This is a genomic window from Cellulosilyticum sp. (assembly GCF_982396655.1).
This window is the reverse complement of record NZ_CEVXFV010000060.1, coordinates 1-24013: the sequence shown is the minus strand read 5'-3', so window position 1 is coordinate 24013 and position 24013 is coordinate 1. Positions and strand designations below refer to the sequence as shown.

The window sequence follows — 24013 nt, the reverse complement described above, 5'->3', positions numbered from 1 at the left end:
CAACTAGAGTATTTATTATTTGATATTACGTTTAAATTCTAATTGAATAATTGAACGATATCTAAAATGAAAAAGAAAAGCAATAGGGATAAATTTAAATTTAAAATAATAATCTACAAAAGCTTTGAATGACAAGACACTAGTGCATTTTAACCAAAGGGAAAAATATAAAAAATAACTAAATATTAGATGAAAAGTATATAAAATTTATTTAAAATTGTAAAAAATATAATATTTACAAAAATATAAAATAGTTTATTATATATAATATAAAAACAAAGAGAAAAAGAGGAGGAAGCAAAATGCATATTAAAAGATTCAGAAGTTGTTTTGCAAGATATGCTGTAGCGGCATGTACAGCAGTGAGTTTAGTGGGTGGTTTTTCTACAACTACTTTTGCAGCAGGTAATACAGTAACACATGTTACAGTTCATGATCCATCAATTGTAAAAGCTGATAATGGTGCATATTACGTTTTTGGTTCACACCGTGCATTTGCAAAAACGAGTGATTTAAGCAATTGGTCTTTATTTACAAATAACATTAATGAAGAGTATAAAACGTTATTTGCTGAAGGCGCAAAGTGGTCAGCTACTAATGACGCAGCGTATGATGTGACAGGAAATACATGGGCACCGGATGTTATTTATAATCCTGTTATGAAAAAATGGTGCTTATATATGAGCGTTAATGGTGTAGATTGGAATTCATCTATTGCGCTTTGTACAGCAGATCAGATTGAGGGGCCTTATACTTATGCAGGGACGGTAGTTTATTCAGGATTTACAGAAAAAACACATCCTGTAGAAATGACGGATTATTATAAGGTATGTGGTGAAGATGCGGACATAAGTCGTTATTTAAAGGATGGCAAATGGAATTCACAATATGGTACGAATGCTATTGACCCAACAGTTTTTTATGATGCAGATGGGAAGCTATGGATGACATATGGCTCTTGGTTTGGGGGACTTTTCCTTTTGGAGTTAGATGAAACAACAGGACTTAGAGATTATAGCGTAAGCTATGACTTAGATAATGATGCAGCAGATGGCGTAGCAGCTGATCCTTATCTAGGAATAAGGATTGCGGGTGGATTAGGTGCTTCAGGAGAAGGCTCTTATATCGAAAAGATTGATGATTATTACTATTTATTTGCAACTTATGGTGGTTTAGATTCTAATGGCGGTTATAATATGAGAGTTTTCCGAGCTAAAGATGTAACAGGACCATATGTAGATGTGGAAGGCAATTATGCGACTTATACAAAAGCTGTAGGTGCTTCCAATACAATGGGAAATGTTGGGGTAAGATTGATGAGTAATTACAGGTGGTCATGTATGGATAAAGCACAATTATCTCAAGGCCATAACTCTGCTTTAACGGATGAAGATGGTAAGTATTATGTCGTTTATCATACACGATTTGATGATGGGACTTATACAAATAATGGTGCCGAATATAATAATGAGATGCATGAAGTACGTGTTCATCAAATGTTCCTAAATGAGGATGGATGGCTTGTTGTAGCACCTTATGAATATAGAGGCGAAGAAATTTCTGAAACGGGATATAGCAAAGATGAAGTAGTTGGTGATTATGAATTTATTGTACATCGTCCAGATCAGCCTTATTTAGATGGCGCACAAATTGGGGGTTACACATATGAAATTCCTGTTAATATTAGTTTAAATAAAGATGGCAGTGTAAACGGTAGTGTAAATGGTACATGGGAGATGAAAGAAGGAACACCATATATGAGCTTTACATATGATGGTGTAACTTATAAAGGGGTTTTCTTAAAACAATATCAAGAATCTGAAAAGGCCCAAGAAGTGATGACTTTTACAGCTGTTGGCTCTAATAATGTAACGATTTGGGGAAGTGCAGGAAAGACTACATTAACGCAGTCACCGTCTATTTATATTGCAGATTTAGAAGAAGGTACATATCGTTTTAAGAACTTAAATAGTAAGCTTTATATCAACGTGTCTAATGATTCTGCTGAAGAAGGCACAAACATTGACCAATGGGAAAATAATAGTGAAACAGCACAAAACTTTAAATTAATCACAGATGAGGATGGCTATAGTGCCTTGCTAACAGCAAGTTCAGATTATAAGAGTGCATTAACAGTAGAAGGCGGCAGTCCAACAGATGGTACAAATGTTATTGAAGCACCTTATATAGGCGATGATAGTCAAAAATTTATGATTGCTAATAATGGTGATGGCTCTTATGCTATTTTAACAAAAGCATCTAATCTTACATCTGCATTAGATGTATTCAACTTTAGCATGGAGAATGGCGGAAATGTTAATCAATGGTCATATTGGGGTGGACTTTGTCAAAAATGGATTCCAGAAGTAGTAGAAGAGACAGCGCCAACTTTTCAAGTGGAAGTGGCTCATCAAATGGACAATAGTATTCAGCCTACTTTTACAATTACAGCAGAAGAAAGCATAGATTTATCAGGATATACTTTGCGTTACTATTTTACTAAAACAGATATGTGCGAAATGGCATTTTGGTGTGATTATGCAGGTAAAGCATTAAATATAGCACCTTGGTATGTAGATTTGACTTCAGCAGTAAAAGGAAGTTTTGGTGAGGAAGATGGTAAGTATTATTTAGATATTAATTTAGATAATGCATGTACAATAGATTCAAAAGAAGACCGTATTACAATTCAAACACGCTTTGCAAATAAGGACTGGTCACAAATAGAAGGTTTTAAATACGAGGGATATAAGATTATCAATAATAAATAAAAAGGCGTAATCAATAAGTACCTTAATGAATATTCAGTTAAATAAAGGGTCAATGTCACTATTTTGAAAAATCTAGTGGCATTGGCCCTTTATTAATAGATCTTAATTAGAGCTTATGCTCATCATAAATGGCACGTACGCCCCCAATGAATTTTGGTCTAGTTCTTGCAGCAAGTAGAATGGCATTACCAATGTGGTCTAGACTAAGGCGTATAGGTACAGCAACTTTTTTTAGGTGCATGCCAATGAGTGTTCCACCAATATCTAGTCCTGCATCAGCTTTAATTTCTTCTAAGGCAACTGGGTCTTTAAATGTATGATAAGCTTTAGTGGCAAAAGAACCACCGGCTTTTGGCTGTGGGATAACATTAACAATTTCAGCACAAGGTACGGCACTACGTTCAACAATAATAGCACGATTTAAGTGTTCGCAGCATTGTGCAGCTAAATAAATGTCTTTTTCTGAAAGGACGCTATAGATCCCATTAAAAACAGCTTCTGCAATTTCAGGGCTTGAATGTGTACCAATGGTGTCGCCCCCTACTTCACTTGAAGAACAGCCGATAATAACAATTTGCCCGGCATGTAAATTGGCTTTTTCACAGAGTTCGTTTGTAGCTAGTACAGCTTGATTATAAATTGACTCTAACATAATATGCTCTCCTTTTTACTTAAGATGTCTTTATTATACATCCTTTAAAGAGATTACAATAGCTTTTTAAATACTTTTACAAGAGCTAGATGTGTATGTCTAGATCTTTTGATTACATTGTAAACCTAAACAAATAAATAAGTTGACAAAATAAAGATTAAGTTTTATATTATTTTAAAAGTAAAGTTTAAATTATAAAATTTTTAGATATAATTATGTTTTTTGGAAAATAAAGCAAGTATAAGGGGAATTAAAATGAGCAAAGGGTTATTTATTACAGCAACAGGAACAGATGTTGGAAAAACTTATGTAACAGGTTTAATTGTAAAAAAACTATGTGAGGCAGGTTTTAAGGCAGGTTATTATAAGGCGGCGTTAAGTGGGGCGAAGAAAGTAGGTAACAGGTTAATACCAGGAGATGTACAATATGTTAAAGAAATAGCAGGACTAGAAGAGCCAATGGATAAAATGGTTTCTTATGTTTATGAAAATGCAGTCTCTCCCCATTTAGCAGCGCAAATCGAGGGAAATCCAGTTGAAATAGAAAAGGTAGTAGCTGATTATTTAAGGCAAGCCACCAAATATGAATTTATGACTGTAGAGGGCAGTGGAGGAATTGTTTGTCCTATTCGATTGGATGCAGAAAAGGAAATTTGGCTAGAAGATATTATTAAGGGACTTGGATTAGAGACATTAATAGTGGCGGATGCAGGGCTTGGGACAATTAATCAAGTGGCGCTTACAGAAACTTATATTAAAAATCATGGCATGGAGGTGAAGGGCATTATACTTAATCATTATCATAAGGGGAATCAAATGGAAGAAGACAATCTTAAGATGATTGAACGTGTGACCGGGATTCCTGTTATTGCTACAGTAGGAGACAATGATGAGGATTTAGAAATAGAAGTAAGTGAACTTATTAAACTTTATGCTTAAACATATTTTTGATAAAAGAGTTAATGAAAAAATAGATGAGGTGACGAAATGAATTTAATTGAAAAAGACCTAAAGTATATATGGCATCCTTGTTCACAAATGAAAGATTATGAAGAGCTCAAACCTATAATTATTGATCATGGTAAAGGTGTTTATTTATACGATCAAGAGAATAAAGAATATATGGATATTGTAAGTTCTTGGTGGTGTAATTTATTAGGGCATTGCCATCCTAAAATTAATGAAGAGATTAAAGCTCAGCTAGATAGGCTGGAACATGTTATCTTTGCAAATTTTTCACATGAGGGAGCTATTAGGTTATGTGAAGAGCTGATGAAGGTTATTCCAAAAGGCCTAAGTAAATTTAATTTCTCTGATAATGGTTCAGCAGCTGTAGAATGCGCGCTCAAGATGAGTTTTCAATATCAGTATCAGACTGGGCATAGTTATAAAACGAAGTTTATGTGTTTTACAGAAGGTTATCATGGGGAAACAATAGGTGCTTTATCTGTAGGGAGTTTGGATTTATATGCTAAAATTTATAAGCCAATGCTTATGGATGCCATTCATATTGAAGCACCAGACTGTTATCGCTGTCCTTATGGAAAGTGTAGAGATAATTGTCAAGTGGAATGCTTTAGGAAAGCAGAAGAAGCCTTTGCTAAGTACGGAGAAGAAACTTGTGCGATGATTGTAGAACCACTCCTTCAAGGAAGTGCTGGGATGCGTATGTATCCACCATTGTATTTAACGAAATTAAGAGCATTATGTGATGCTTATGACGTATTACTTATTGCAGATGAAATTGCTACAGGATTTGGACGGACAGGAAAGATGTTTGCTTTTGATCATGCAGGTGTAAGTCCTGATATTATGTGTATCTCTAAGGGGTTAACAGGAGGGTATATGCCAATGGCCATTACCATCACAACAGATGAGGTCTATAATGCCTTTTATGCAGATTATAATGAAGGAAAGGCTTTTATGCATAGTCATACTTATAGTGGTAATCCATTAGGATGCGCAGCAGCCTTAGCTGTTCAAAAAGTACTGAGAGAAGAAAAAATACTTGAAAAGGCTGAAAAACGTGCAAGTTATTTACATAAACAGCTAAATGAAGCATTAGGTGGACATCCCAATATAGGTGAGATTAGAAGTTTAGGTTTAATTAATGCCATGGAGTTAGTGACGGATAAATCATCTAAACAAGGTTTTGAGGGCAAGCTAAGAATGGGGTATCAAATTTACAAAAAAGCTTTGGAAGAAGGACTTATTTTAAGACCACTAGGAAATGTACTTTATTTTAATCCGCCATTAACTATTACAGAAGAGGAAATAGATAAGGTTATTTTAAAATGTATGACAGCTATAAACCAGGTATTATAAGCAAGTGCGGCTAAGGGGGCTACTAGATGAAGGACTTATTTTGTTGTATAATAGCTAAGAAACATAAATTTAGTAAGTTCTAGAAATAAAGGAGTTATTATAGAAATGAAATTTTACTTCGCCCCAATGGAAGGTGTAACAGGGTATGTTTATAGAAATGCCCATGCTGCTTTTTTTAATAATGTCGATAAATACTTTACCCCTTTTATTGCTGCAAATCAACATGGTAAGCTATCATCAAGAGAATTAAATGATATTTTACCAGAACATAATAAAGGCTATACAGTGGTGCCGCAAATTTTAACGAATAATGCAGAGGATTTTATTCGCACGATGGTGCAGCTTAAAGAATTTGGTTATGATGAGATTAATTTAAATTTAGGTTGCCCATCTGGAACTGTTGTGGCAAAAGGTAAAGGATCAGGTTTTTTAGCCAAGAAAGAAGAGCTAGACCAATTTTTAGAAGCTGTATTCGGTGAAGCTGTGACTAAAATATCTATTAAAACACGAATTGGCCGTGATGAACCTGAAGAGTTTGAGGAGCTTATGCAAATTTATAATAAATATCCTTTAGAAGAACTCATTATTCATCCTCGTGTACAAAAAGATTATTATCGTAATACACCCAATATGGAAGTTTTTAGGGTGGCCTTAGCTGAAAGTAAAAATCCAGTGTGTTATAATGGGGACATTTTTACAGCTCAAGGTTATGAAAAGTTTAAAGTAATGTGCCCAGATGTAGAACGAGTCATGTTAGGACGAGGGTTGATTGCAAGTCCAGGGCTCATTACAGAGATTACAACAGGTGAAACCGTAGATAAAGTGGTTTTAAAAGCTTTTCATGATAAGATGTACGAAGGTTATCAGGAGATTATGTCAGGAGATCGCAATGTATTATTTAAAATGAAAGAAAACTGGTTTTATATGATGCATATCTTTTCAAATGCTGAAAAATATGCCAAGAAGATTCGGAAGGCACAAAGACTGCAGGATTATGAAGCAGCTGTAAATAGTCTTTTTGAAGAACAAGAAATTGTAAAGGGTGCAGGATTATTTTCAATTAAATAATAAACTTTAAAAGCCTAGGTTAGACAAAATGATTTGTTGACCTAGGCTTTTTTGGATGGCATAAATAGGTAGATATCATGTGTCGTACAAGTTTAAGGGCTTTAAGTAAGAAATTGATGAGTTTTTCCCATGTTATAAGCTAATTTAATGATGCTCTTTTCTTCCTCGGTCATCTCACGGTCATACATTTTTTCAAATTGACTAATCAGCTTTTCAAAATCTACTTTTTGGCGAGGCTTAGGTGGTCGTTGTGGGCTATAAGTTGGGTCATAATAAGTAGGCTTAATAATCGGCGTGTAGATTTTTTTGAAAATTTCAGCTGTGTAATAAGCATCATTAAGGGCATTATGAAATGGCACTAGGATAGGAATTTGCAACTGATTAGTGGCATCTTCTAGTTTAAGCAGCTTTTTAGCGGAAAGACCTAGATATTTTGAAACATACGGCTGAATATTAATAAACTGTCTAGGAAGTAAATCATTTTCAAGTGCATGATAGTTGACATTTCGGAATAGTTCCTTGATATCTGACATGCCCCAGATAATAAAAATGGCTTCTTTGGTCTGAATAAAATCCATATAGTTTTTATAAACACTTGGAAAAGTTTCTTCACGTATAAGCTGATTCATTGTGATACTCGTAAGCTCAGTGATAAAAGGATTTATAGCACCGTAAAAAGTAGGTTTTACATAAGTATTAAAGGTTTCAAGTGTATTTAACTGTTCATCCAATTTAATTGCGCCTATTTGAATAATTTCGAAGGGATAACGTGAAACGTTAGGAACAAAGTTCTGTAAAGATGAGAAGTCTTGATTGAATTCTAGGTCAAAAATAATATAAGTCATATTGCACCACCTTTCTTAACCCTTATTTTATATTTTTTGCGGTAAAAGTGGAAGTTATTCCTTAAATGAAGGTGTGTAACTTTGCACATATTATTAATAGGTTATCTATATAAAATATGTGATATGAGATGTATGAGCTAACATAAATCACTAGATGCGCAAAGTATAAGTGTATAACAAGGAGTATTATGCTATGAAAATAGAATTACCAGAGTTTGCATGTGTTGCTTTAATAGGTGAAAATAAAAAAGAAAAGAAGATGTTTATTCAAAAGTATTTTCATGAATCAGAAGTTATTGCCTTGAAAGAATTAGAGAGTATAGGTACGAAAAGACTAGAAGAAGGCAAGTTTACTGGGATAGATGTATGTAAGATAGAAGAAGATGATTATGAGAGGATTATACGAATTTCAAAGAAATATGACTGTATGGCAATTGCAATTTTGTTGGATGAAATGCCTTATGAAACAGGTGTATTAGAGCTATTAATAAATACCTTAACAAAAAAAGGATTTCAAAAAGTTTATAGCTTAGATCCAGGAAGAGAAAATTTACAGAAGGGTTTAAAAAATAGGAAGCATTACCTTGAAGAAATTGAGGTAGTGCGTATGAAACTTGCGAGCAATCAAAAAAACGTACATGGACCTTTTGATTTAATAGGCGATATTCATGGGTGTTATGATGAACTGTGTGAACTTCTTGAAAAGTTAGGATATGAGGTGCATAAGAAAAAATGTATAGCTAAATCTGTACAAGGGCGTAAAGTCGTTTTTTTAGGAGATTTAGTGGACCGGGGACCTAAAAGCCCAGAGGTATTAAAACTTGTAATGAACATGACCTCTAGAGAAGAAGCTTATTGTACTCTAGGTAATCATGATGGTAAATTGTTGCGTAAGTTAAATGGTGCTAATGTAAAAGTGATTCATGGATTAGGCGAAACATTACAACAACTTGAAGCGGAACCGACAGAATTTATAGAAGCAGTTAAGCGGTTTTTAGCAGGACTTGTCAGTCATTATGTTTTTGATGAAGGAAGATTAGTGGCAGTTCATGCAGGACTTAAAGAAAAATTCCATGGTAGAGAGTCTAAGAAAATAAGAGATTTAGCAATGTTTGGTGAAACGACAGGTAAAATAGATAAATTAGGTTTACCTATTCGATTAGATTGGAACAAACATTATAGAGGAAAAGCTTTTGTCGTCTATGGGCATACACCACAACGCATGGTAAAGATTGTAAATAATACTATTAATATTGATACAGGGTGTATATTTGGTGGAAAGCTAACAGCTATAAGATATCCAGAAAAAGAGATTGTAGCGGTAGCTGCAAAAAAGAAGTATTTTGAACCTGCTAGGCCTTTCTAAAAAATAGCTATTTAAATGAAATGCATAAGAAAAAGTAGGCTGTAAAAAATAAGCTAAAATAAGTAAGGAGGTATTTTATGAAAAATTGCTTGGCAATTTATAAACGCGACCTTGAAGCTATATTTAAAAATTATGCAGCTTTTGTAGTTATATTAGCTTTGTGTATATTACCTTCCCTTTATGCATGGTTTAATATTAAGGCTTCATGGGATCCGTATTCTGAAGCAGCTACAAAAGGGGTAAAAATAGGTGTGGTCAATGAAGATAAGGGGACAACCTTAGAAGGAAATACAATTAATATTGGTGATAAAGTAATAGAAGAACTTAAGAAGAATACACAGCTAGGATGGCAATTTGTAAATGCCGATGCGGCACATGAGGCATTAGTAATGGGAAAATACTATGCAACCATTACATTGCCGTTTAATTTTTCACAGGATTTAACATCTATTGTTAGTTCCAATATTCAAAAAGGGCAAATAATATATACAGTAAATGAAAAATTAAATGCCATTGCACCTAAATTAACTGATAAGGGGGTTTCAAGCTTACAGAATATGATTTCTGAGCAAGTTGTACAAACCGTAAGTGAAGTTATATTTGGAGTGGGCAATGAGCTTGGCGTTGACTTGGAATCACAAATTCCTACTGTTACAATGGTCTATAACCAACTTGTGAAACTACAAAGTAAGTTTGAAGAAATTAATCAGACAGTAAGTTTGACGGATGAAGGGATTACAAAGCTTCAAAGTTTAATTGAGCAATTAGAAGAAGATATGCCTGATATTAGCCAGACCTTTGAAAATGCTAGGGGATTTACACAAAGTATTCAAGATTTTATGAACGCTTCTAAGAAAACGACGAACCAAATAGGTCCAACAATTAAACAAGACATTCAAATAATAGGAAATATAGCACAGGAAATTAGCAGTGGCGCTATGGGGCTTAAAGCAGAAATATCTGGGAACTCTGAACAGGTACCTGCATTACTTAATGCCCTTCAGAAGAAAGTAATAGGTTTAAAAACGCTTGTGGAAAGTATGAATAGGTTATTAAAGGCACTTGATAAGGTCGCATCGAATGCGCATTTAGAAACTGCAATTGATAAGTTTGATACATCTGTGAATAACTTAGAAACAGCAAGTAATTTATTAGGCGAAGCAAGTGAAAATATAGAAGCGGCACCGGAAAAAATAAATCCTATTTTAGATCAGGTCGTAACAGTAGGCAATGACTTAAGTGATATTACCACAAATTTATATAATGGATTTGATGATGAACTTATGGGACCTATTGCACAAATTTTTGATAAAGCGTATGAAACAGCAAGCAATGCAGAAGCTGTCCTAATAAAAGCACAAAACAGCTTACCTGAAGTAAATGACCTATTAATAGTAGTCGATGAAGCCGCTCAAAAAGGGGAAGATGGAATCGCTTACGTTAAACAGGCCTTACCAAAAGCAGAAAATATGGTTAATAACCTTGTTGCTAAAATAGGGACCATTCAAAATGAAGGTGATTTAGAAAAAATTGTAGAGCTTTTAAAGGCAGATGTGAATGCACGTAGTGGATTCTTAGCAAACCCTATAGAGATTACAGAAGAAATACTTTATCCTATGCATAATTATGGTACAAGTATGACACCGTTTTATACGGTACTTTGTTTGTGGGTAGGCGGACTGCTTTTAGCATCAATATTAACAGTAGAAGCCAAAGGTGAGTATGGTGCAAATGAGATTTACTTTGGTAAATTGTTGTTATTTGTAACAATTGGTATTGTACAGGCACTTATTGTATCTATGGGTGACTTATATTTACTGAAGATTTATTGCAAGCAACCTCTTTTATTTGTACTTAGTAATTGCTTTGTAGGATTGACCTTTGCAACATTGGTGTATTCATTGGTTTCTGTTTTTGGAAATATTGGTAAGGTTATTGCAATTATATTGCTAGTATTGCAAGTTGCAGGTTCGGGTGGTACATTTCCAATTCAAATGACACCACAATTTTTTCAGATATTAAATCCATTTTTGCCATTTACTTATGGTATTGCTATTAATCGTGAGGCTATAGGAGGCGTTGTAGTAGCTATATATAGCAGAAGTATAAGTTTTTTACTCATATATCTTGTAGGTGCCATATTGATAGCTGTTGTTTTGAAACAACCAATCAATCAATTGATGAAAAAGGCCATAGAGAAATTTAAAGAAAGTGAGATTGGTGAGCATTAGTTTGTAAAAAATAGAACTTGTAAAAAATGCGCTTTCTCGCTACAATAAGTAATACAGCAATGAAGAGAGTTTAAGTAAAGACTAGGAGAGCGGGATGAAACGATTTAAAAAAGTATATATTGAAATCACTAATATTTGTAATTTGAGTTGTGAATTTTGTCCAAAAACAAGTCGGGTACTCAAAAGAAATACAAAAGAAGATTTTCATCATATATTACAAGCAGTAAAGCCTTATACAGATTATATTTATTTACATCTAATGGGGGAACCTACAACCCATCCGCTTTTGAGAGAATATTTGGAAATGAGTGGGCAAGAAGGTTTAAAAGTAAATTTAACGACTAATGGCACCCTTATTCATAAGGTCCAAAAGGATTTGATTGGTGCAAAGGCTTTAAGGCAGATTAATATTTCCTTGCATAGTTTTGAGGTCAATGACCCTCATGTCAAGGTAGAAGATTACATTCAAGGGATTACAGATTTTGTGAATTTAGCAACTAAAGAAAGTCAAGTGATTTGCAGTTTACGACTTTGGAATATGGATAGTGAGACACTTAAGGCTAAAAATAGTTTAAATGCCTATATTATTCGTATGTTAGAGGAACAGTTAAGTCTAGATTTAGATATTGTAGAGGCCTTGCAGCAAAAAAATGGTATTAAGCTAAAAAATAATGTGTATCTGAATATGGCAGATAAGTTTGAATGGCCAGACCAGGAAAAAGATATTTTAGAAGAAGAAGTCTTTTGCTATGGCTTACGCGATCAAATTGGTATTCACGTCGATGGGACGGTAGTACCGTGCTGTTTAGATAGTGAAGGGCATATAGCTTTAGGAAATATTTTTGAAACGCCTCTTGAGGAAATTATTCATTCACCAAGGGCTAAGCGCCTTTATGAGGGGTTTTCAAATAGACGTGCAGTCGAATCACTTTGTCAGCGCTGTGGCTATGCCATTAAATATAGTAAAAGTCCAAAACGTTAATATAAGTTACTTTGAAAAACAAAGAAGCATTGCAAAACTAGATAAATGGTTTTGTAACACTTCTTTATTTTTTATATGTTATAGACGTATAATAACTATAATGAAAGGAAAATAAAGGGGCATAAAGATGGGAGAAATAAAAGAGATTATGGAGATGAAAGCATTTTTTGACATGCGTGCTAAGGAGTATGATACAGTACATCCCGCAATGATTGGTGGTGGGATGGAAAGTAAAAATTTAATTGCCCACTTCTTAGGAGAAGATACGAAGCGTTTGGTGGATTTTGGATGTGGCACAGGCCTTGAGCTAAAAGAGATATTTAAACGTTTTCCTCACATTACAGTTACAGGCATTGATCTTTCCCAAGGGATGTTGGATAAGCTTAAAGAAAAGTATGAAACACAAAATATTACACTCATTCAAGGGGATTATATGGTATATGACTTTGGGGAAAATACATTTGATGGGGCCACTTCTGTAATGACTATGCATCATTTCAATCCAGCTGAAAAATTAACACTATATAAAAAAGTTTATGCAGCACTTACGACAAATGGACGTTATGTAGAATGCGATTATATGGTGATGCATCAAGAAGAAGAGGATTTTTTCTTTAGTGAATATGAAAAGATTAAGTTAAGTCAAGGAATTACACAAGGATACTATCATTATGACACGCCTTGTACAGTTGCAAATCAAAAAAAACTTCTTAAGGAGGCTGGCTTTTCAAAAGTTGAAGAAGTATGGCATAAAGAGCAAAATGTTATTTTGATTGCGTATAAAGAAGCATAGATAAAAAAAGAAAAAGTTAATAAGTAATTTTGAAAGTAAAAAAATGGGTATCGTGAAATTTGTGATACCCATTTTATAAGATGATTATTTTAAGATTTATTGAAAAAATTAGTGATTTCAGATTCACCAATAACTTGAATGCCATGTGCCATAAGAAGGGAGGCCGTTACACCCATACCTTTTATAAGGTGAGCAGAGAAACTACCATCATAGATTTGTTTAGCACCGCAAGAAGGGCTACGTTCTTTTAAGATAGCCAAGTTACAGTGATAAAGTTGAGCTAGCTTAAGCGTTTCTTCTGCACCCTTCTTAAAGGCAGTTGTCACATCCTGACCAGCTTTTGTTACAACGAGATTATTTTTTAGCTCAGAAGGAGGGCGTGGTGTTTGTAATCCGCCTAGTTGTTCTGGGCAAACGGGGATAAGTGTATGCTCATTTAAAAGAGAGAGTAGGGGCTCAGTAAGTTGCCCTGTACCATCATAACGACAGTTTACACCCAATAAACAAGCACTAACGAGTATATTCATAAGGATTCTCCTTTTGAAGTCTTTTTAATTTAGCATGCCATAAATGATACATCTTGTAAAGCTTAAAATATATAGGATAAAGCACATAAGTTTTTAGAAGTGGCATAGTAGGAGAGGTTGTACTATAATAAAATCAAATAAAAGGAGGGATTTAAATGAAAATAGATATGCATGTGCATGTAACGCCCCCAGATATTATAAGGGACTATATAAAAATAGGACAAAAGGAACCATATTTTAATATGCTCTCAACAAGTAAGAAAAATAAATTTGCAGATGCAAAACAAATTGTAGAACATATGAGAGAAGTGGGGATTGATAAAAGTGTGGTTTTTGGCTTTAGTTTTCAAGATATGGGACTTTGTGAATATGTAAATGACTATGTAATTGAACAAGTTCAAAAGTATCCTGAGGAGCTTATTGGATTTGCAGCTGTTGTACCTAATCATCCTAAAGTAGCTTATGAAATTGAACGCTGTGTCAATAAAGGGCTTAAAGGAATTGGTGAATTATTTCCAGCTGGGCAGAATTTTGATATTGCCAATATAAAAGATACGACTCAGATGGCAAAAGCTGCTCAGCATTATGAATTACCAGTTATTGTGCATACAAATGAGCCGATTGGACATGATTATGTAGGAAAGACGGATACGCCTTTAAAAGATTTAGATGCTTTTATCACCCATCATCCACAACTTAAAATTATTTTAGCCCATTGGGGGGGCGGTGTTTTTATGTATGAACTTATGAAAGAAGTAAGACAGAAGTTTGAAAATGTTTATTACGATAATGCTGCCACGGTGTTTTTATATGATTCTCAAATTTATCACATTGTGAAAGAAATGGGATTAATGGATAAGGTGGTATTTGGCAGTGATTATCCACTTTTGTCACCACAGCGTTATGAAAAGGGACTTATGAGTAGTGGACTTAAGGAAGAAGATATTGAGAAGTTAATGGGACTTAATGCAGCAAAGCTGCTTGAGCTATAAAATAGCTATTGACAAGAAGCAAGGATTAAAGATAGACTAAGCATATAACAAAGAAAGAGGTGGCAAGCGTGGAAGAATTATACAAAGCCATAGAAGATAAAATTAAAGCAGCTGGATACCAAGGCATGGTAGATGGTGAAGAAATTTATGATGAAATTTGTGAAGAAATCGAAGAAAAAGAAGTGGGAAGCTACATTTTTATGTCTAAAAAAGAAGATAATGTGCTTTTTGAATATAAAATTGATGTAATGGAAGAAGAGTTTAATTTATCATATATTGATATTCATACACCAGTTAGTAAATATCACGTGGATTTTGATGCGTAAGGAGGCCTGGCCTTGAAGCGTAGCAAAAAAAAGTTTGTGATTTTAGAAGGGTGCGTTGGATGTGGTGCATGTAAGACGATTTGTCATGTTCATGCCATCAGTAAAGGAACACCCTATATTATAAATAAAAATAAATGCATAGGTTGCGGCTTATGCGTAACGAGATGTTGGCGAAATCTGATTTGCATTGAAGAAGAATCCAATAGCAGATAAAAGATGAGAAATACTTCTTGAAATACCGCTTAAATAGAGAGAAACTATTAAAGCGGTATTTTTATGTGTCTTTTAGGGGATAAATAGGGTAAAACATTGACAAATAAGGATAAGAAAAGTATCATTTAATGCAGAGTAAATGCATTAAATAAGTGTGAAATATAAGTGAGGGAAGACCATGATATATTTAGATTATGCAGCAGATACACCTGTTGCGCCTGAGGTGCTTGATGCCTTTTGCAGTGCAGCTAAAACTTACATTGCAAATCCTAATGCACATCATGCATTAGGGGTAGCAGCTAAAATGTGTATAGCACAAGCAACAAATGAGATAGCAGTATACTGTCAAGTTGCACCCGAAGAAGTAATTTTTACATCAGGGGCAACAGAATCTAATAATTTAGCAATTAAAGGTGTTGCCACAAGTCAGCGTCGTTATGGGAAACATATGATTACTTCTTATTTAGAACATTCTTCAGTGACAGGACCTATGAATGCCCTGGTACAAGAAGGTTATGAAGTGGATTATGTAGACATTCTACCAAGTGGACAAATTGATTTAGACCATCTAAAAGAGCTTTTAAGAAAAGATACTATTTTGGTTTCGGTATGTGCTGTAGATAGTGAACTTGGAACCAAACAACCAATAAAAGAAATAGCAGCTATTTTAAGTGAATATGAACATTGTAGATTTCATGTAGATGCAACGCAAGCGGTAGCAAAAATACCAGTTTCTGTAGAAGGCGTTGATTTAATGACCTTTGCACCGCATAAGTTTTATGGTTTACATGGGTGTGGGGTGTTAATTAAAAAACAACCATTGCGTATTGAACCATTAATTCATGGCGGTGTAAGTACAACGATTTTTAGGAGTGGGACACCGACAGCAGCGTTGATTGAGGCTACAAAGGTCGCACTTAGTACCTATGTCATAAATCAAAAAGAACGCTATGATTATGTGGTTGAATTGAATGAGATGTTACGTAGCAGTTTAATCAAAAATCCTAAGGTGGCGATTAATAGTCCTAAAGATGCGGTGCCATTTATTATTAATATTAGTGTTAAAGACAAAAAGGCTGTAGAGGTACAAGAAGCTTTAGCAGAAAAGGAAATCTATATTTCTACGAAATCAGCATGTTCAACGTTAAATACACCTTCACGTAGTGTGATGGCGATTACGAAGGATCGTAAACGTGCTATGTCTACACTTCGTATAAGCTTGAGTCATTTAACAACAAGGGAAGAAGTCGAAACATTTATTGCGGCATTTAATGAAGTATTAAATGGTTAATAGCTGTAGGAAATTAAGAGATTAAAGGATGAGACAATGGAAAGATATAAAGAAATAGAAAAAAGTATTATCAAAAAATACCGTAAAGAAATTTGGAAACGATTTATCCGTGGTGTGAATGATTATGATCTTATTCAAGAAGGGGATAAAATAGCGGTTTGTATTTCCGGTGGAAAGGACTCTATGCTTCTTGCAAAATGTATGCAAGAATTACAACGTCACTGGGTTGTGAAATTTGAACTAGTATTTTTAGTTATGGATCCTGGTTATAATGAATACAATAGACAAGTAATTGAAGATAATGCTAAAGATTTAAATATCCCAATTACTGTATTTGAATCACCTATATTTGATATTGTGGCAGATGTAGAGGAAACACCTTGTTATTTATGTGCAAGAATGCGTCGTGGTTATCTTTACAAAGAAGCACAAGCTTTAGGTTGCAATAAGATTGCATTAGGACATCATTTTGATGATGTTATTGAAACAATTTTAATGAGTATGTTATATAGTGGGCAGATTAAAACAATGATGCCTAAACTTCATAGTACAAACTTTGAAGGCATGGAGCTTATTCGTCCGCTATACCTTGTTAAAGAAGAAGATATTATTGCGTGGTCACGTTATAACGATCTTCGTTTCATTCAATGTGCATGCCGTTTAACAGAAAATTGCAGTGTAAATGGTCAAGGTGGTGGTTCTAAACGTAATGAAATGAAAATGCTTATTAAGAAGTTTAGACAAACTAATCCACATATTGAAATGAATATCTTTAAAAGTGTGCATGATGTAAATTTAGAAACAATTATAGGGTATCATGATAAAGAGAAATCATATCATTTCTTAGATGACTTTAATAAAAAGGACACTAAATAATAGATGTTTAAATAATAATTAAAAGTATAAAAAGCAACTACGATCATATAAGCGTAGTTGCTTTTTATATTTAAAAATCATTCGTATATCTAAATATTATAATAAATTTGTCGAAATAACTTTAAAAATTGTTCATATTATTATATAATTTTTTGGAATGCATTTTTTATGTCTATAAGACTAATGTTTTACTGGAGGAGAAGACGTGCTTTGTATACAGAGGGAGGAACAACATGACGCACAAACTTTGGACAAAAAATTTTACCATTATTACTGTAGGAAGTTTGATTTCTACAATGGGAAACGCAGTAAGTAACTTTGCGCTAGGGTTGATTGTTTTTAATGCTACGCAGTCAACCTTTTTATATTCTCTATTTATGATTATTGCAGCATTGCCTAAAATCATAATACCACTTATGATTGGGCCATTTGTTGATCGTAGATCACGTAAGAATATTATTGTGACGATTGATACGATTTATGGTTTTATCTTTGCCGTTTTTGCTTATATTATTTATAAAGATCTTTATAGTTATCCTTTATTTGTACTTTTAGGCATTACACTTGGAACTTTAGATAGTATTTATAACGTAGCTTATGAAAGTTTGTATCCAGAATTTATCACGGAAGGGAATTTTTCGAAAGCTTATTCAATTAGTTCATTAATTTATCCTATAGCTACGACGATTATGGTACCTGTTGCAGGGTTTGCTTATGAGTCTATAGGCGTAGCACCATTATTCTTATTTAATGGGATTACCTTCTTTATTACACAGGCCATAGAGCGATTTATTGTAGCAGAAGAATCACATTTAAGTCAACGTAAGTCACAGTCAAAGATTGCATCAAGCTATAAAGAAGATTTCAAGGAAGGTATTGCATATTTAAAAAAAGAACGTGGTTTGATGAGCATTACAGCATACTTTTGCATAGCGACTATGGCAGGCAGTATTACACAAACTTTATATTTGCCATTCTTTACAGCTAGTCCAGATCATACTGTTACGCAATATTCTATGATGATGGCAGTTATGACATTTGGGCGTTGCATAGGTGGACTTGTACATTATCGCTATCGTTATCCTGCGGATAAAAAGTATACAATTGCAGTATGTGTGTATCTTACGTTGTCTATTTTAAATGGTATGATTTTATTTATGCCATATTTTGTAATGTTAGGAATTTCATTAATTATAGGAATACTAGGTGTGACTTCTTATAATATTCGTATTTCAGGGACACAAAATTATGTGCCCAATGAAAAGCGTGGACGCTTTAATGGCATTTTTATGATGGCAACAATGGCAGGTTCTATATTAGGACAATTTGTTGGGGGCATTTTAGGTGAATTTATGCCTATTCCATATATTGTTTTAGGGTTTATGGCCATAGAATTTATGGGAGCATTAGGTATTATGTTAAAAAATAGAGAGCATGTTAAACTTATATATAATCAATCTATCTAAAAATGTTGTGCACATTGTATAAAAATATAAGTTTTTTTTAGGTATTGCCCTTAAACTAAAAATATTTTATAATAAATAAGAAAATTTTAGATAGGAGCAATCGAAATGAAAATTGCATTAATTAACGAAAACAGTCAAGCAGCTAAAAATAGTATTATATATGATGCACTTACAAAGGTAGTAGAACCAATGGGGCATGAAGTGGTGAACTATGGGATGTACAGTGTAGAGGATGAAGCACAACTTACATATGTACAAGTAGGTTTACTTACAGCAATCTTACTTAATTCAAAAGCAGTAGATTTTGTTGTGACAGGTTGTGGCACAGGTATGGGTGCAATGCTTGCAGCTAACTCATTCCCAGGTGTTGTATGTGGTCATGCACAAGATCCTGTTGATGCTTTCACATTCTCACAAATCAATGCTGGAAATGCACTAGCATTACCATTTGCTAAAGGATTTGGATGGGGTGCAGAATTAAACCTTCAATATATCTTTGAAAAATTATTTGGTCAAGAAATGGGACAAGGTTATCCAAAAGAACGTGCACAAATTATGGCTAAAAATAGAAATATCCTTAATGATGTGAAAAAAATCACTCATGTAGATATGATGACAATTCTTAAAGAAATTGATCAAGACTTCTTAAAACAAACAATTAGTGGTGCAAAATTTGAGGAATATTTCTTTACAAACTGTCAAGATGAAGAAATGGCAGCTTACTTAAAGTCTCTTCTTGCATAGTCAGAATAATAAGCAAAATATATAAAAGGCGTCTTACTTTTAGTAAGACGCCTTTTATATATTTTAAACGAATATTTCTAGCTTTTAAATGGTATTTTGTTGGCCTAAACCTTAGTTGGTTTTAAGGTGTGTTTCGCGGAATGTAACATCTGGATTACGTTCCGCAATTTGACGAATTGACCATTCAAATTCACAAAGCATAACTGGATCGCCATCTTCTGTTTCAACAAGTGTAGAATCCATAGACCCTTTAAAGTGATCAAAGTCAAAGTTTTCAGCTTCAATCCAACGAATGAAGCGATATGGTAGGCGCTGCATTTTAATATCAACACCGTATTCATTTTTAAGGCGGTATTCTAATACTTCAAATTGAAGTACCCCTACAACTCCTACAATAACTTCTTCGGTTCCTGTAAGGTGAGGCTTAAAGACTTGAATAGAACCTTCTTCTGCAAGTTGTAAGATACCTTTTAGGAATTGTTTACGTTTTAAGGCATTTGTTGTAGAAACGCGCATAAAGTGTTCTGGCGCGAATTGTGGAATACCTTCAAATTGCAACTTGATATTATCACTACATAAAGTATCACCAATATTGAAGATACCAGGATCGTGAATACCAATGATATCACCAGGATAAGCCTCATCCACAGTTGCGCGGTCTTGGGCTAAGAATTGTTGAGGTTGTGCAAGCTTTACCTTTTTGCCTTTTTGCACGTGGTTAACCATCATACCTTTTTCGAATTTACCAGAACAAATACGTAGGAACGCAATACGGTCACGGTGCGCTGGATTCATATTTGCTTGGATTTTAAAGATAAATCCAGAGAAATAAGGTGCATTTGTTGGAATCTCACCAAGATTACTTGGGCGAGGTTGAGGTGGCATTGTAATATCGAGGAAGGCCTCAAGGAATGGCTCAACACCGAAGTTTGTAAGTGCACTACCAAAGAATACGGGTGTAAGTTCTCCTTTTAAGATTTGCTCTAAGTTGAAGTCATCACCAGCCATATCTAAAAGCTCAATATCCTCAAGAAGTTTGTCATGAAGAGCAGAACCTAAAAGTTCTGTAAACTTAGGATCATCTACTTCCCCTGTAATAGCCTGTGCAATAGATTGCCCATGATTACCATCATCAAAGAGTTCGATTTGTTTTTTACGACGGTTATAAACCCCTTTAAAGTCCTTTCCGCTACCGATAGGCCAGTCCATAGGATAAGAACGAATGCCAAGGACATTTTCAATGTCTTCCATAAGTTCGAAAGGATCTTTACCATGAGAGTCCATTTTATTAATGAATGTGAAAATAGGAATACCACGCATTTTACAAACTTTGAAAAGCTTTTTAGTTTGTGCTTCGACCCCTTTAGCAGCATCAATAACCATTACGGCACTATCTGCAGCAACGAGCGTGCGGTAAGTGTCCTCACTGAAGTCTTGGTGACCTGGTGTATCTAGAATATTGATACAGAAGCCATCGTAGTTGAATTGAAGTACACTGGAAGTAACAGAGATTCCTCTTTGTTTTTCGATTTCCATCCAGTCAGATACAGCATGTTTTTGTGTTCTTCTAGATTTAACAGAACCAGCTGAACGAATTGCTCCTCCATATAAAAGGAACTTTTCTGTAAGTGTAGTTTTCCCTGCATCAGGGTGAGAAATAATGGCAAAAGTTCTTCTTTTTTGCACTTCATCTTGATACATTGATGTTTCTTGTGACATTTTTATCATCCTTATCTTTTATATAAATTGCTGAGTAATAAATAGCATATACAACCTCTAATTATCCTTGCAAATATGGGGGTATGTCAAGTATTAGTTTTGATGAATTTTAGGAGGAGTATGCAAAATACATATAGAATGATTGGGTTAACACTAAAATATCATAATATAGATAAGGATATTCATAAGTTCAACACAAAATAACTATAAAAACGACAAAAATGTTGACTTTTTTGTTTAAAATATTATAATTAATTTTATGAATAATACTTATTTTTATATTTATACCTAAAATAATAAAATTAATTTGAAAATCTACAACGTATACTAGGTATAAGAAAGTATTATGGGTTTTATAATACATAGGAGGAAATAGATATGACTAAAAAAAGACTACTTACTAAGCTTGTGGCTATTATGATGGTTTTAACCTTGTGTGTAGGCACATTGTTTGCACAAGATGTAAGTAAAACAAAAGCTGTAACAGTATACTTAGTTGGAGATTCAACTGTATGTGAATATGGTGATGACTCAAATAATTATGATGTAGAGCGTGCTGGTTGGGGTGAAAATATTGGTAGCTATTTTAATGATAATGTAAAATTTGTTAATTTGGCTATTTCAGGAAGAAGTGCAAGAAGTTTTACATATGAAGCAAAATATGAAACACTTTTAAAAGACATTAAAGCAGGGGATTACTTGTTTATTCAATTTGGTCATAATGATGCTAAGGCAGATGATTTATCATTAGAAGATACAAGTAAACGCTATCGTCATAGCTCGCCTCTTGGAGATGAATCAGTCAAAGAGAGTTATCAATATTATTTATATACATATTATATAAAAATGGCACAAGATAAAGGAGCAATTCCTGTACTTGTAACACCAATTGTAAGAAGAGAATTTGAAAATGGTAAAGTGAAAGATACACATTATTCAGCATTAGAAAATGAAAAAACAATAAGTTATGATGAGAGTATGCGTACACTTGCTAAGAAATTAAATGTGGCACTAATTGATTTAAATGCTAAAACTGAAGCATTATACAATAAACTTGGAGAAGAGGTTACGATTAGTTTACACGCATTATACAATAGTAAAAAAGAAAATAAAGTTGATAATACGCATTTAAATGATATTGGTTCAAAAATGGTAGCCGGGCTTATTGCAGAAGAAATCAAAGTTTCTGATTTAGCACTTAAAGAGGAGCTAAAAGAAACAATAGCACGTAGCACAAATATTTATATTGTAGGAGATTCTACAGCTTGTGAGTATGGAGATGATTCGGCAAATTATATGATTGAACGTTCTGGTTGGGGAGAAAGTCTTGATCATTACTTTAATCATAATGATGTAAAAGTTGTAAACTTAGCGCTTTCAGGTAGAAGTTCAAGAAGTTTCACTTATGAAGAAAATTATACAATACTAAAAAATAGCTTAAAAGCAGGGGATTACTTATTTATTCAATTTGGTCATAATGATGAAAAAATAGATGATTTAACAGCTACAGATACAAGTAAACTTTATCGTCATACATCACCAGTTGGAGATGAAAAAACAGAAGGTAGCTATCAATATTACTTATATAATTATTATATTAAATTAGCTCAAGAAAAAGGTGCAACACCAGTGCTTCTTACACCAATTGTAAGGAGAAACTTTGAGGATGAAAAAATAGTTTCTAGTCACTATTCAGCAGTAGAAGCTGAAAAGGTAATAAGCTATGATGAGGTGATGCGTCAATTGGCTCAAAAGTTAGATATAACACTACTTGATCTTAATGCACAAACAGAAGCACTATATAATAAATTAGGTACAGAGCGTACAGTTTATCTTCATGCAGTTTATAACGAAAAGAAAGAAAATAAGGTTGATAATACGCATTTAAATCATTATGGTTCAAATGTAGTGGCAGACCTAGTGGCAAAAGAAATTTATAAATCAAATTTAGGCCTTCGCGGTTTCATTGTACCAGCAACTTTTTTAAATGAAATTACAGAATAAGTTTAAAAGTGACCTTTCTTATGATATAGTTTGAGAGTACTATGAATAAGAAGCGTCAAAAATAAGCTCCAAGATGGTGACGCATGCACTGGATTGGAGCTTATTTTGTGATAAGAAAGGAAACAATATGATAGCATTAGAGCGATTAAATACAATTACATTAGCACATCATTTGATGACACAATATATTAAGGAAGGTGCATGTTGCATTGATGCGACAGCTGGAAGAGGGTTTGATACAGCCTTTTTATGTGAACTTGTAGGAGATAGTGGTCAGGTACTTGCTTTTGATATTCAAGAAGATGCAGTTAAAAGCACAAGAGACCTTTTAGAAGAACGTGGTTTTAAGGCAGAAGTACGCTTAGAAAGTCATGTAAATATGAATCGCTATAAAGCAGCTGAAAGCGTAGATGGCATTATGTTTAATTTTGGCTACTTACCAGGTGGTGATCATACTATTTGTACCCATGCTGAAAGTAGTATTGCAGCTATTACATGTGGCCTTGAACTTTTAAAGAAAAAAGGTGTGATGAGTCTTTGTATTTATCATGGCGGGGATACCGGATTTGAAGAAAAAAATGCGTTGATGGCATACTTAAAGACATTGGATACAAAAAAATATACAGTTATAGTCAGTGAGTTATATAATAGACCTAATTATCCACCTCTCTCAGTATTTATTACTAAAGATAAATAAATACTCGTATTGATAAAGGCTAAAAGGAATTAAAAGATATGCTGAGAAATAAGAGTTATCGTAATAACTCTTATCAGATTGTTGACAAATGAATTTTCCCAAAATAAACTCACAAATTAAGTGAG

The 24013-nt window shown here is 33.8% G+C and carries 21 protein-coding genes; 17 read left to right on the top strand and 4 right to left on the bottom strand.

Translation table 11 applies throughout. From position 1 onward, the window contains the following. Positions 1-302 precede the first annotated feature (302 nt). A complete protein-coding gene (locus AC1VAQ_RS18030; RefSeq protein ID WP_479904297.1) occupies positions 303-2771 on the top strand; it encodes a family 43 glycosylhydrolase in 2469 nt (822 codons plus the stop codon). A gap of 106 nt (positions 2772-2877) precedes the next feature. On the opposite strand, the gene AC1VAQ_RS18025 is transcribed toward AC1VAQ_RS18030, so the two are convergent. After that, positions 2878-3423, bottom strand: a complete 546-nt coding sequence (locus AC1VAQ_RS18025) for a TIGR01440 family protein (RefSeq protein ID WP_302597357.1) — start codon at positions 3421-3423, stop codon at positions 2878-2880. A 255-nt stretch (positions 3424-3678) separates the two neighbouring features. On the opposite strand from AC1VAQ_RS18025, the gene bioD reads away from it, so the two are divergent. From bioD to AC1VAQ_RS18010, 3 genes are all read left to right on the top strand, one after another. After that, positions 3679-4362: a dethiobiotin synthase gene (gene bioD / locus AC1VAQ_RS18020; RefSeq protein WP_302597356.1), complete on the top strand. Its 684-nt coding sequence runs from the start codon at positions 3679-3681 to the stop codon at positions 4360-4362. A gap of 48 nt (positions 4363-4410) precedes the next feature. After that, positions 4411-5748 carry an adenosylmethionine--8-amino-7-oxononanoate transaminase gene (gene bioA / locus AC1VAQ_RS18015; RefSeq protein WP_302597355.1) on the top strand — a complete coding sequence of 446 codons (1338 nt, stop codon included), beginning with the start codon at positions 4411-4413 and terminating at the stop codon, positions 5746-5748. Between the two features lie 105 nt (positions 5749-5853). Next, a complete protein-coding gene (locus tag AC1VAQ_RS18010) occupies positions 5854-6816 on the top strand; it encodes a tRNA dihydrouridine synthase (protein WP_302597354.1) in 963 nt (320 codons plus the stop codon). A gap of 101 nt (positions 6817-6917) precedes the next feature. Here AC1VAQ_RS18010 and AC1VAQ_RS18005 read toward each other — a convergent pair whose 3' ends face one another. Beyond that, positions 6918-7661 (bottom strand): 3'-5' exonuclease, encoded by a 744-nt coding sequence (locus AC1VAQ_RS18005; RefSeq protein ID WP_479904296.1) that lies wholly within the window; start codon positions 7659-7661, stop codon positions 6918-6920. Positions 7662-7854: 193 nt separating this feature from the next. Between AC1VAQ_RS18005 and AC1VAQ_RS18000 the strand changes: the two genes are divergently transcribed. The 4 genes from AC1VAQ_RS18000 to AC1VAQ_RS17985 all read left to right on the top strand — a co-directional run bounded on the left by AC1VAQ_RS18000 (position 7855) and on the right by AC1VAQ_RS17985 (position 13033). After that, the gene (locus tag AC1VAQ_RS18000) at positions 7855-9027 is read left to right on the top strand and encodes a metallophosphoesterase (protein ID WP_479904295.1); all 1173 of its coding nucleotides are present in this window, start codon (positions 7855-7857) and stop codon (positions 9025-9027) included. A gap of 77 nt (positions 9028-9104) precedes the next feature. After that, positions 9105-11258: a YhgE/Pip domain-containing protein gene (locus AC1VAQ_RS17995; RefSeq protein ID WP_479904294.1), complete on the top strand. Its 2154-nt coding sequence runs from the start codon at positions 9105-9107 to the stop codon at positions 11256-11258. A 94-nt stretch (positions 11259-11352) separates the two neighbouring features. Next, complete coding sequence (locus tag AC1VAQ_RS17990) at positions 11353-12240, top strand: radical SAM/SPASM domain-containing protein (protein ID WP_302597350.1); 888 nt, start codon at positions 11353-11355, stop codon at positions 12238-12240. Between the two features lie 127 nt (positions 12241-12367). Beyond that, entirely contained in the window at positions 12368-13033 is a 666-nt protein-coding gene (locus AC1VAQ_RS17985; protein WP_302597349.1) for a class I SAM-dependent methyltransferase, read from the top strand. 89 nt (positions 13034-13122) lie between these two features. On the opposite strand, the gene AC1VAQ_RS17980 is transcribed toward AC1VAQ_RS17985, so the two are convergent. Further along, on the bottom strand, positions 13123-13560 hold the full coding sequence (locus AC1VAQ_RS17980) for a 2-thiouracil desulfurase family protein (protein ID WP_302597348.1): 438 nt from the start codon (positions 13558-13560) through the stop codon (positions 13123-13125). Positions 13561-13715: 155 nt separating this feature from the next. Here AC1VAQ_RS17980 and AC1VAQ_RS17975 point away from each other — a divergent pair, with 155 nt between their 5' ends. The 7 genes from AC1VAQ_RS17975 to AC1VAQ_RS17945 all read left to right on the top strand — a co-directional run bounded on the left by AC1VAQ_RS17975 (position 13716) and on the right by AC1VAQ_RS17945 (position 19468). Then, positions 13716-14552: an amidohydrolase family protein gene (locus AC1VAQ_RS17975; protein ID WP_302597347.1), complete on the top strand. Its 837-nt coding sequence runs from the start codon at positions 13716-13718 to the stop codon at positions 14550-14552. A 68-nt stretch (positions 14553-14620) separates the two neighbouring features. Continuing rightward, positions 14621-14878: a hypothetical protein gene (locus AC1VAQ_RS17970; protein WP_302597346.1), complete on the top strand. Its 258-nt coding sequence runs from the start codon at positions 14621-14623 to the stop codon at positions 14876-14878. A gap of 12 nt (positions 14879-14890) precedes the next feature. Continuing rightward, positions 14891-15091 carry a DUF362 domain-containing protein gene (locus AC1VAQ_RS17965; RefSeq protein WP_302597345.1) on the top strand — a complete coding sequence of 67 codons (201 nt, stop codon included), beginning with the start codon at positions 14891-14893 and terminating at the stop codon, positions 15089-15091. Between the two features lie 178 nt (positions 15092-15269). After that, positions 15270-16382 (top strand): cysteine desulfurase family protein, encoded by a 1113-nt coding sequence (locus AC1VAQ_RS17960; RefSeq protein ID WP_302597344.1) that lies wholly within the window; start codon positions 15270-15272, stop codon positions 16380-16382. A gap of 36 nt (positions 16383-16418) precedes the next feature. After that, the gene (locus tag AC1VAQ_RS17955; RefSeq protein WP_330697539.1) at positions 16419-17258 is read left to right on the top strand and encodes a PP-loop family protein; all 840 of its coding nucleotides are present in this window, start codon (positions 16419-16421) and stop codon (positions 17256-17258) included. Positions 17259-17491: 233 nt separating this feature from the next. Next, positions 17492-18724 carry an MFS transporter gene (locus tag AC1VAQ_RS17950; protein ID WP_302597343.1) on the top strand — a complete coding sequence of 411 codons (1233 nt, stop codon included), beginning with the start codon at positions 17492-17494 and terminating at the stop codon, positions 18722-18724. A gap of 105 nt (positions 18725-18829) precedes the next feature. Continuing rightward, positions 18830-19468, top strand: a complete 639-nt coding sequence (locus tag AC1VAQ_RS17945; RefSeq protein ID WP_302597342.1) for an RpiB/LacA/LacB family sugar-phosphate isomerase — start codon at positions 18830-18832, stop codon at positions 19466-19468. A 111-nt stretch (positions 19469-19579) separates the two neighbouring features. Here AC1VAQ_RS17945 and AC1VAQ_RS17940 read toward each other — a convergent pair whose 3' ends face one another. Further along, positions 19580-21187, bottom strand: a complete 1608-nt coding sequence (locus tag AC1VAQ_RS17940) for a peptide chain release factor 3 (protein ID WP_302597341.1) — start codon at positions 21185-21187, stop codon at positions 19580-19582. A 378-nt stretch (positions 21188-21565) separates the two neighbouring features. On the opposite strand from AC1VAQ_RS17940, the gene AC1VAQ_RS17935 reads away from it, so the two are divergent. Then, positions 21566-23191, top strand: a complete 1626-nt coding sequence (locus AC1VAQ_RS17935; protein ID WP_479904293.1) for a rhamnogalacturonan acetylesterase — start codon at positions 21566-21568, stop codon at positions 23189-23191. 127 nt (positions 23192-23318) lie between these two features. Next, on the top strand, positions 23319-23888 hold the full coding sequence (gene mnmM / locus AC1VAQ_RS17930) for a tRNA 5-(aminomethyl)-2-thiouridylate-methyltransferase MnmM (protein ID WP_302597339.1): 570 nt from the start codon (positions 23319-23321) through the stop codon (positions 23886-23888). Positions 23889-24013: the final 125 nt, after the last annotated feature.

What these genes read in the sequence shown, in the direction of transcription:
- AC1VAQ_RS17995 (WP_479904294.1), top strand. Translation starts at nt 9,105, where the DNA reads ATGAAAAATTGCTTGGCAATTTATAAACGCGACCTTGAAGCTATATTT.
- AC1VAQ_RS18005 (WP_479904296.1), bottom strand. Translation starts at nt 7,661, where the DNA reads ATGACTTATATTATTTTTGACCTAGAATTCAATCAAGACTTCTCATCT.
- AC1VAQ_RS17955 (WP_330697539.1), top strand. Translation starts at nt 16,419, where the DNA reads ATGGAAAGATATAAAGAAATAGAAAAAAGTATTATCAAAAAATACCGT.
- AC1VAQ_RS17990 (WP_302597350.1), top strand. Translation starts at nt 11,353, where the DNA reads ATGAAACGATTTAAAAAAGTATATATTGAAATCACTAATATTTGTAAT.
- AC1VAQ_RS17935 (WP_479904293.1), top strand. Translation starts at nt 21,566, where the DNA reads ATGACTAAAAAAAGACTACTTACTAAGCTTGTGGCTATTATGATGGTT.
- AC1VAQ_RS17960 (WP_302597344.1), top strand. Translation starts at nt 15,270, where the DNA reads ATGATATATTTAGATTATGCAGCAGATACACCTGTTGCGCCTGAGGTG.
- bioD (WP_302597356.1), top strand. Translation starts at nt 3,679, where the DNA reads ATGAGCAAAGGGTTATTTATTACAGCAACAGGAACAGATGTTGGAAAA.
- mnmM (WP_302597339.1), top strand. Translation starts at nt 23,319, where the DNA reads ATGATAGCATTAGAGCGATTAAATACAATTACATTAGCACATCATTTG.
- AC1VAQ_RS18025 (WP_302597357.1), bottom strand. Translation starts at nt 3,423, where the DNA reads ATGTTAGAGTCAATTTATAATCAAGCTGTACTAGCTACAAACGAACTC.
- AC1VAQ_RS17985 (WP_302597349.1), top strand. Translation starts at nt 12,368, where the DNA reads ATGGGAGAAATAAAAGAGATTATGGAGATGAAAGCATTTTTTGACATG.
- bioA (WP_302597355.1), top strand. Translation starts at nt 4,411, where the DNA reads ATGAATTTAATTGAAAAAGACCTAAAGTATATATGGCATCCTTGTTCA.
- AC1VAQ_RS17940 (WP_302597341.1), bottom strand. Translation starts at nt 21,187, where the DNA reads ATGTCACAAGAAACATCAATGTATCAAGATGAAGTGCAAAAAAGAAGA.
- AC1VAQ_RS17945 (WP_302597342.1), top strand. Translation starts at nt 18,830, where the DNA reads ATGAAAATTGCATTAATTAACGAAAACAGTCAAGCAGCTAAAAATAGT.
- AC1VAQ_RS18000 (WP_479904295.1), top strand. Translation starts at nt 7,855, where the DNA reads ATGAAAATAGAATTACCAGAGTTTGCATGTGTTGCTTTAATAGGTGAA.
- AC1VAQ_RS17950 (WP_302597343.1), top strand. Translation starts at nt 17,492, where the DNA reads ATGACGCACAAACTTTGGACAAAAAATTTTACCATTATTACTGTAGGA.
- AC1VAQ_RS18030 (WP_479904297.1), top strand. Translation starts at nt 303, where the DNA reads ATGCATATTAAAAGATTCAGAAGTTGTTTTGCAAGATATGCTGTAGCG.
- AC1VAQ_RS17975 (WP_302597347.1), top strand. Translation starts at nt 13,716, where the DNA reads ATGAAAATAGATATGCATGTGCATGTAACGCCCCCAGATATTATAAGG.
- AC1VAQ_RS17980 (WP_302597348.1), bottom strand. Translation starts at nt 13,560, where the DNA reads ATGAATATACTCGTTAGTGCTTGTTTATTGGGTGTAAACTGTCGTTAT.
- AC1VAQ_RS18010 (WP_302597354.1), top strand. Translation starts at nt 5,854, where the DNA reads ATGAAATTTTACTTCGCCCCAATGGAAGGTGTAACAGGGTATGTTTAT.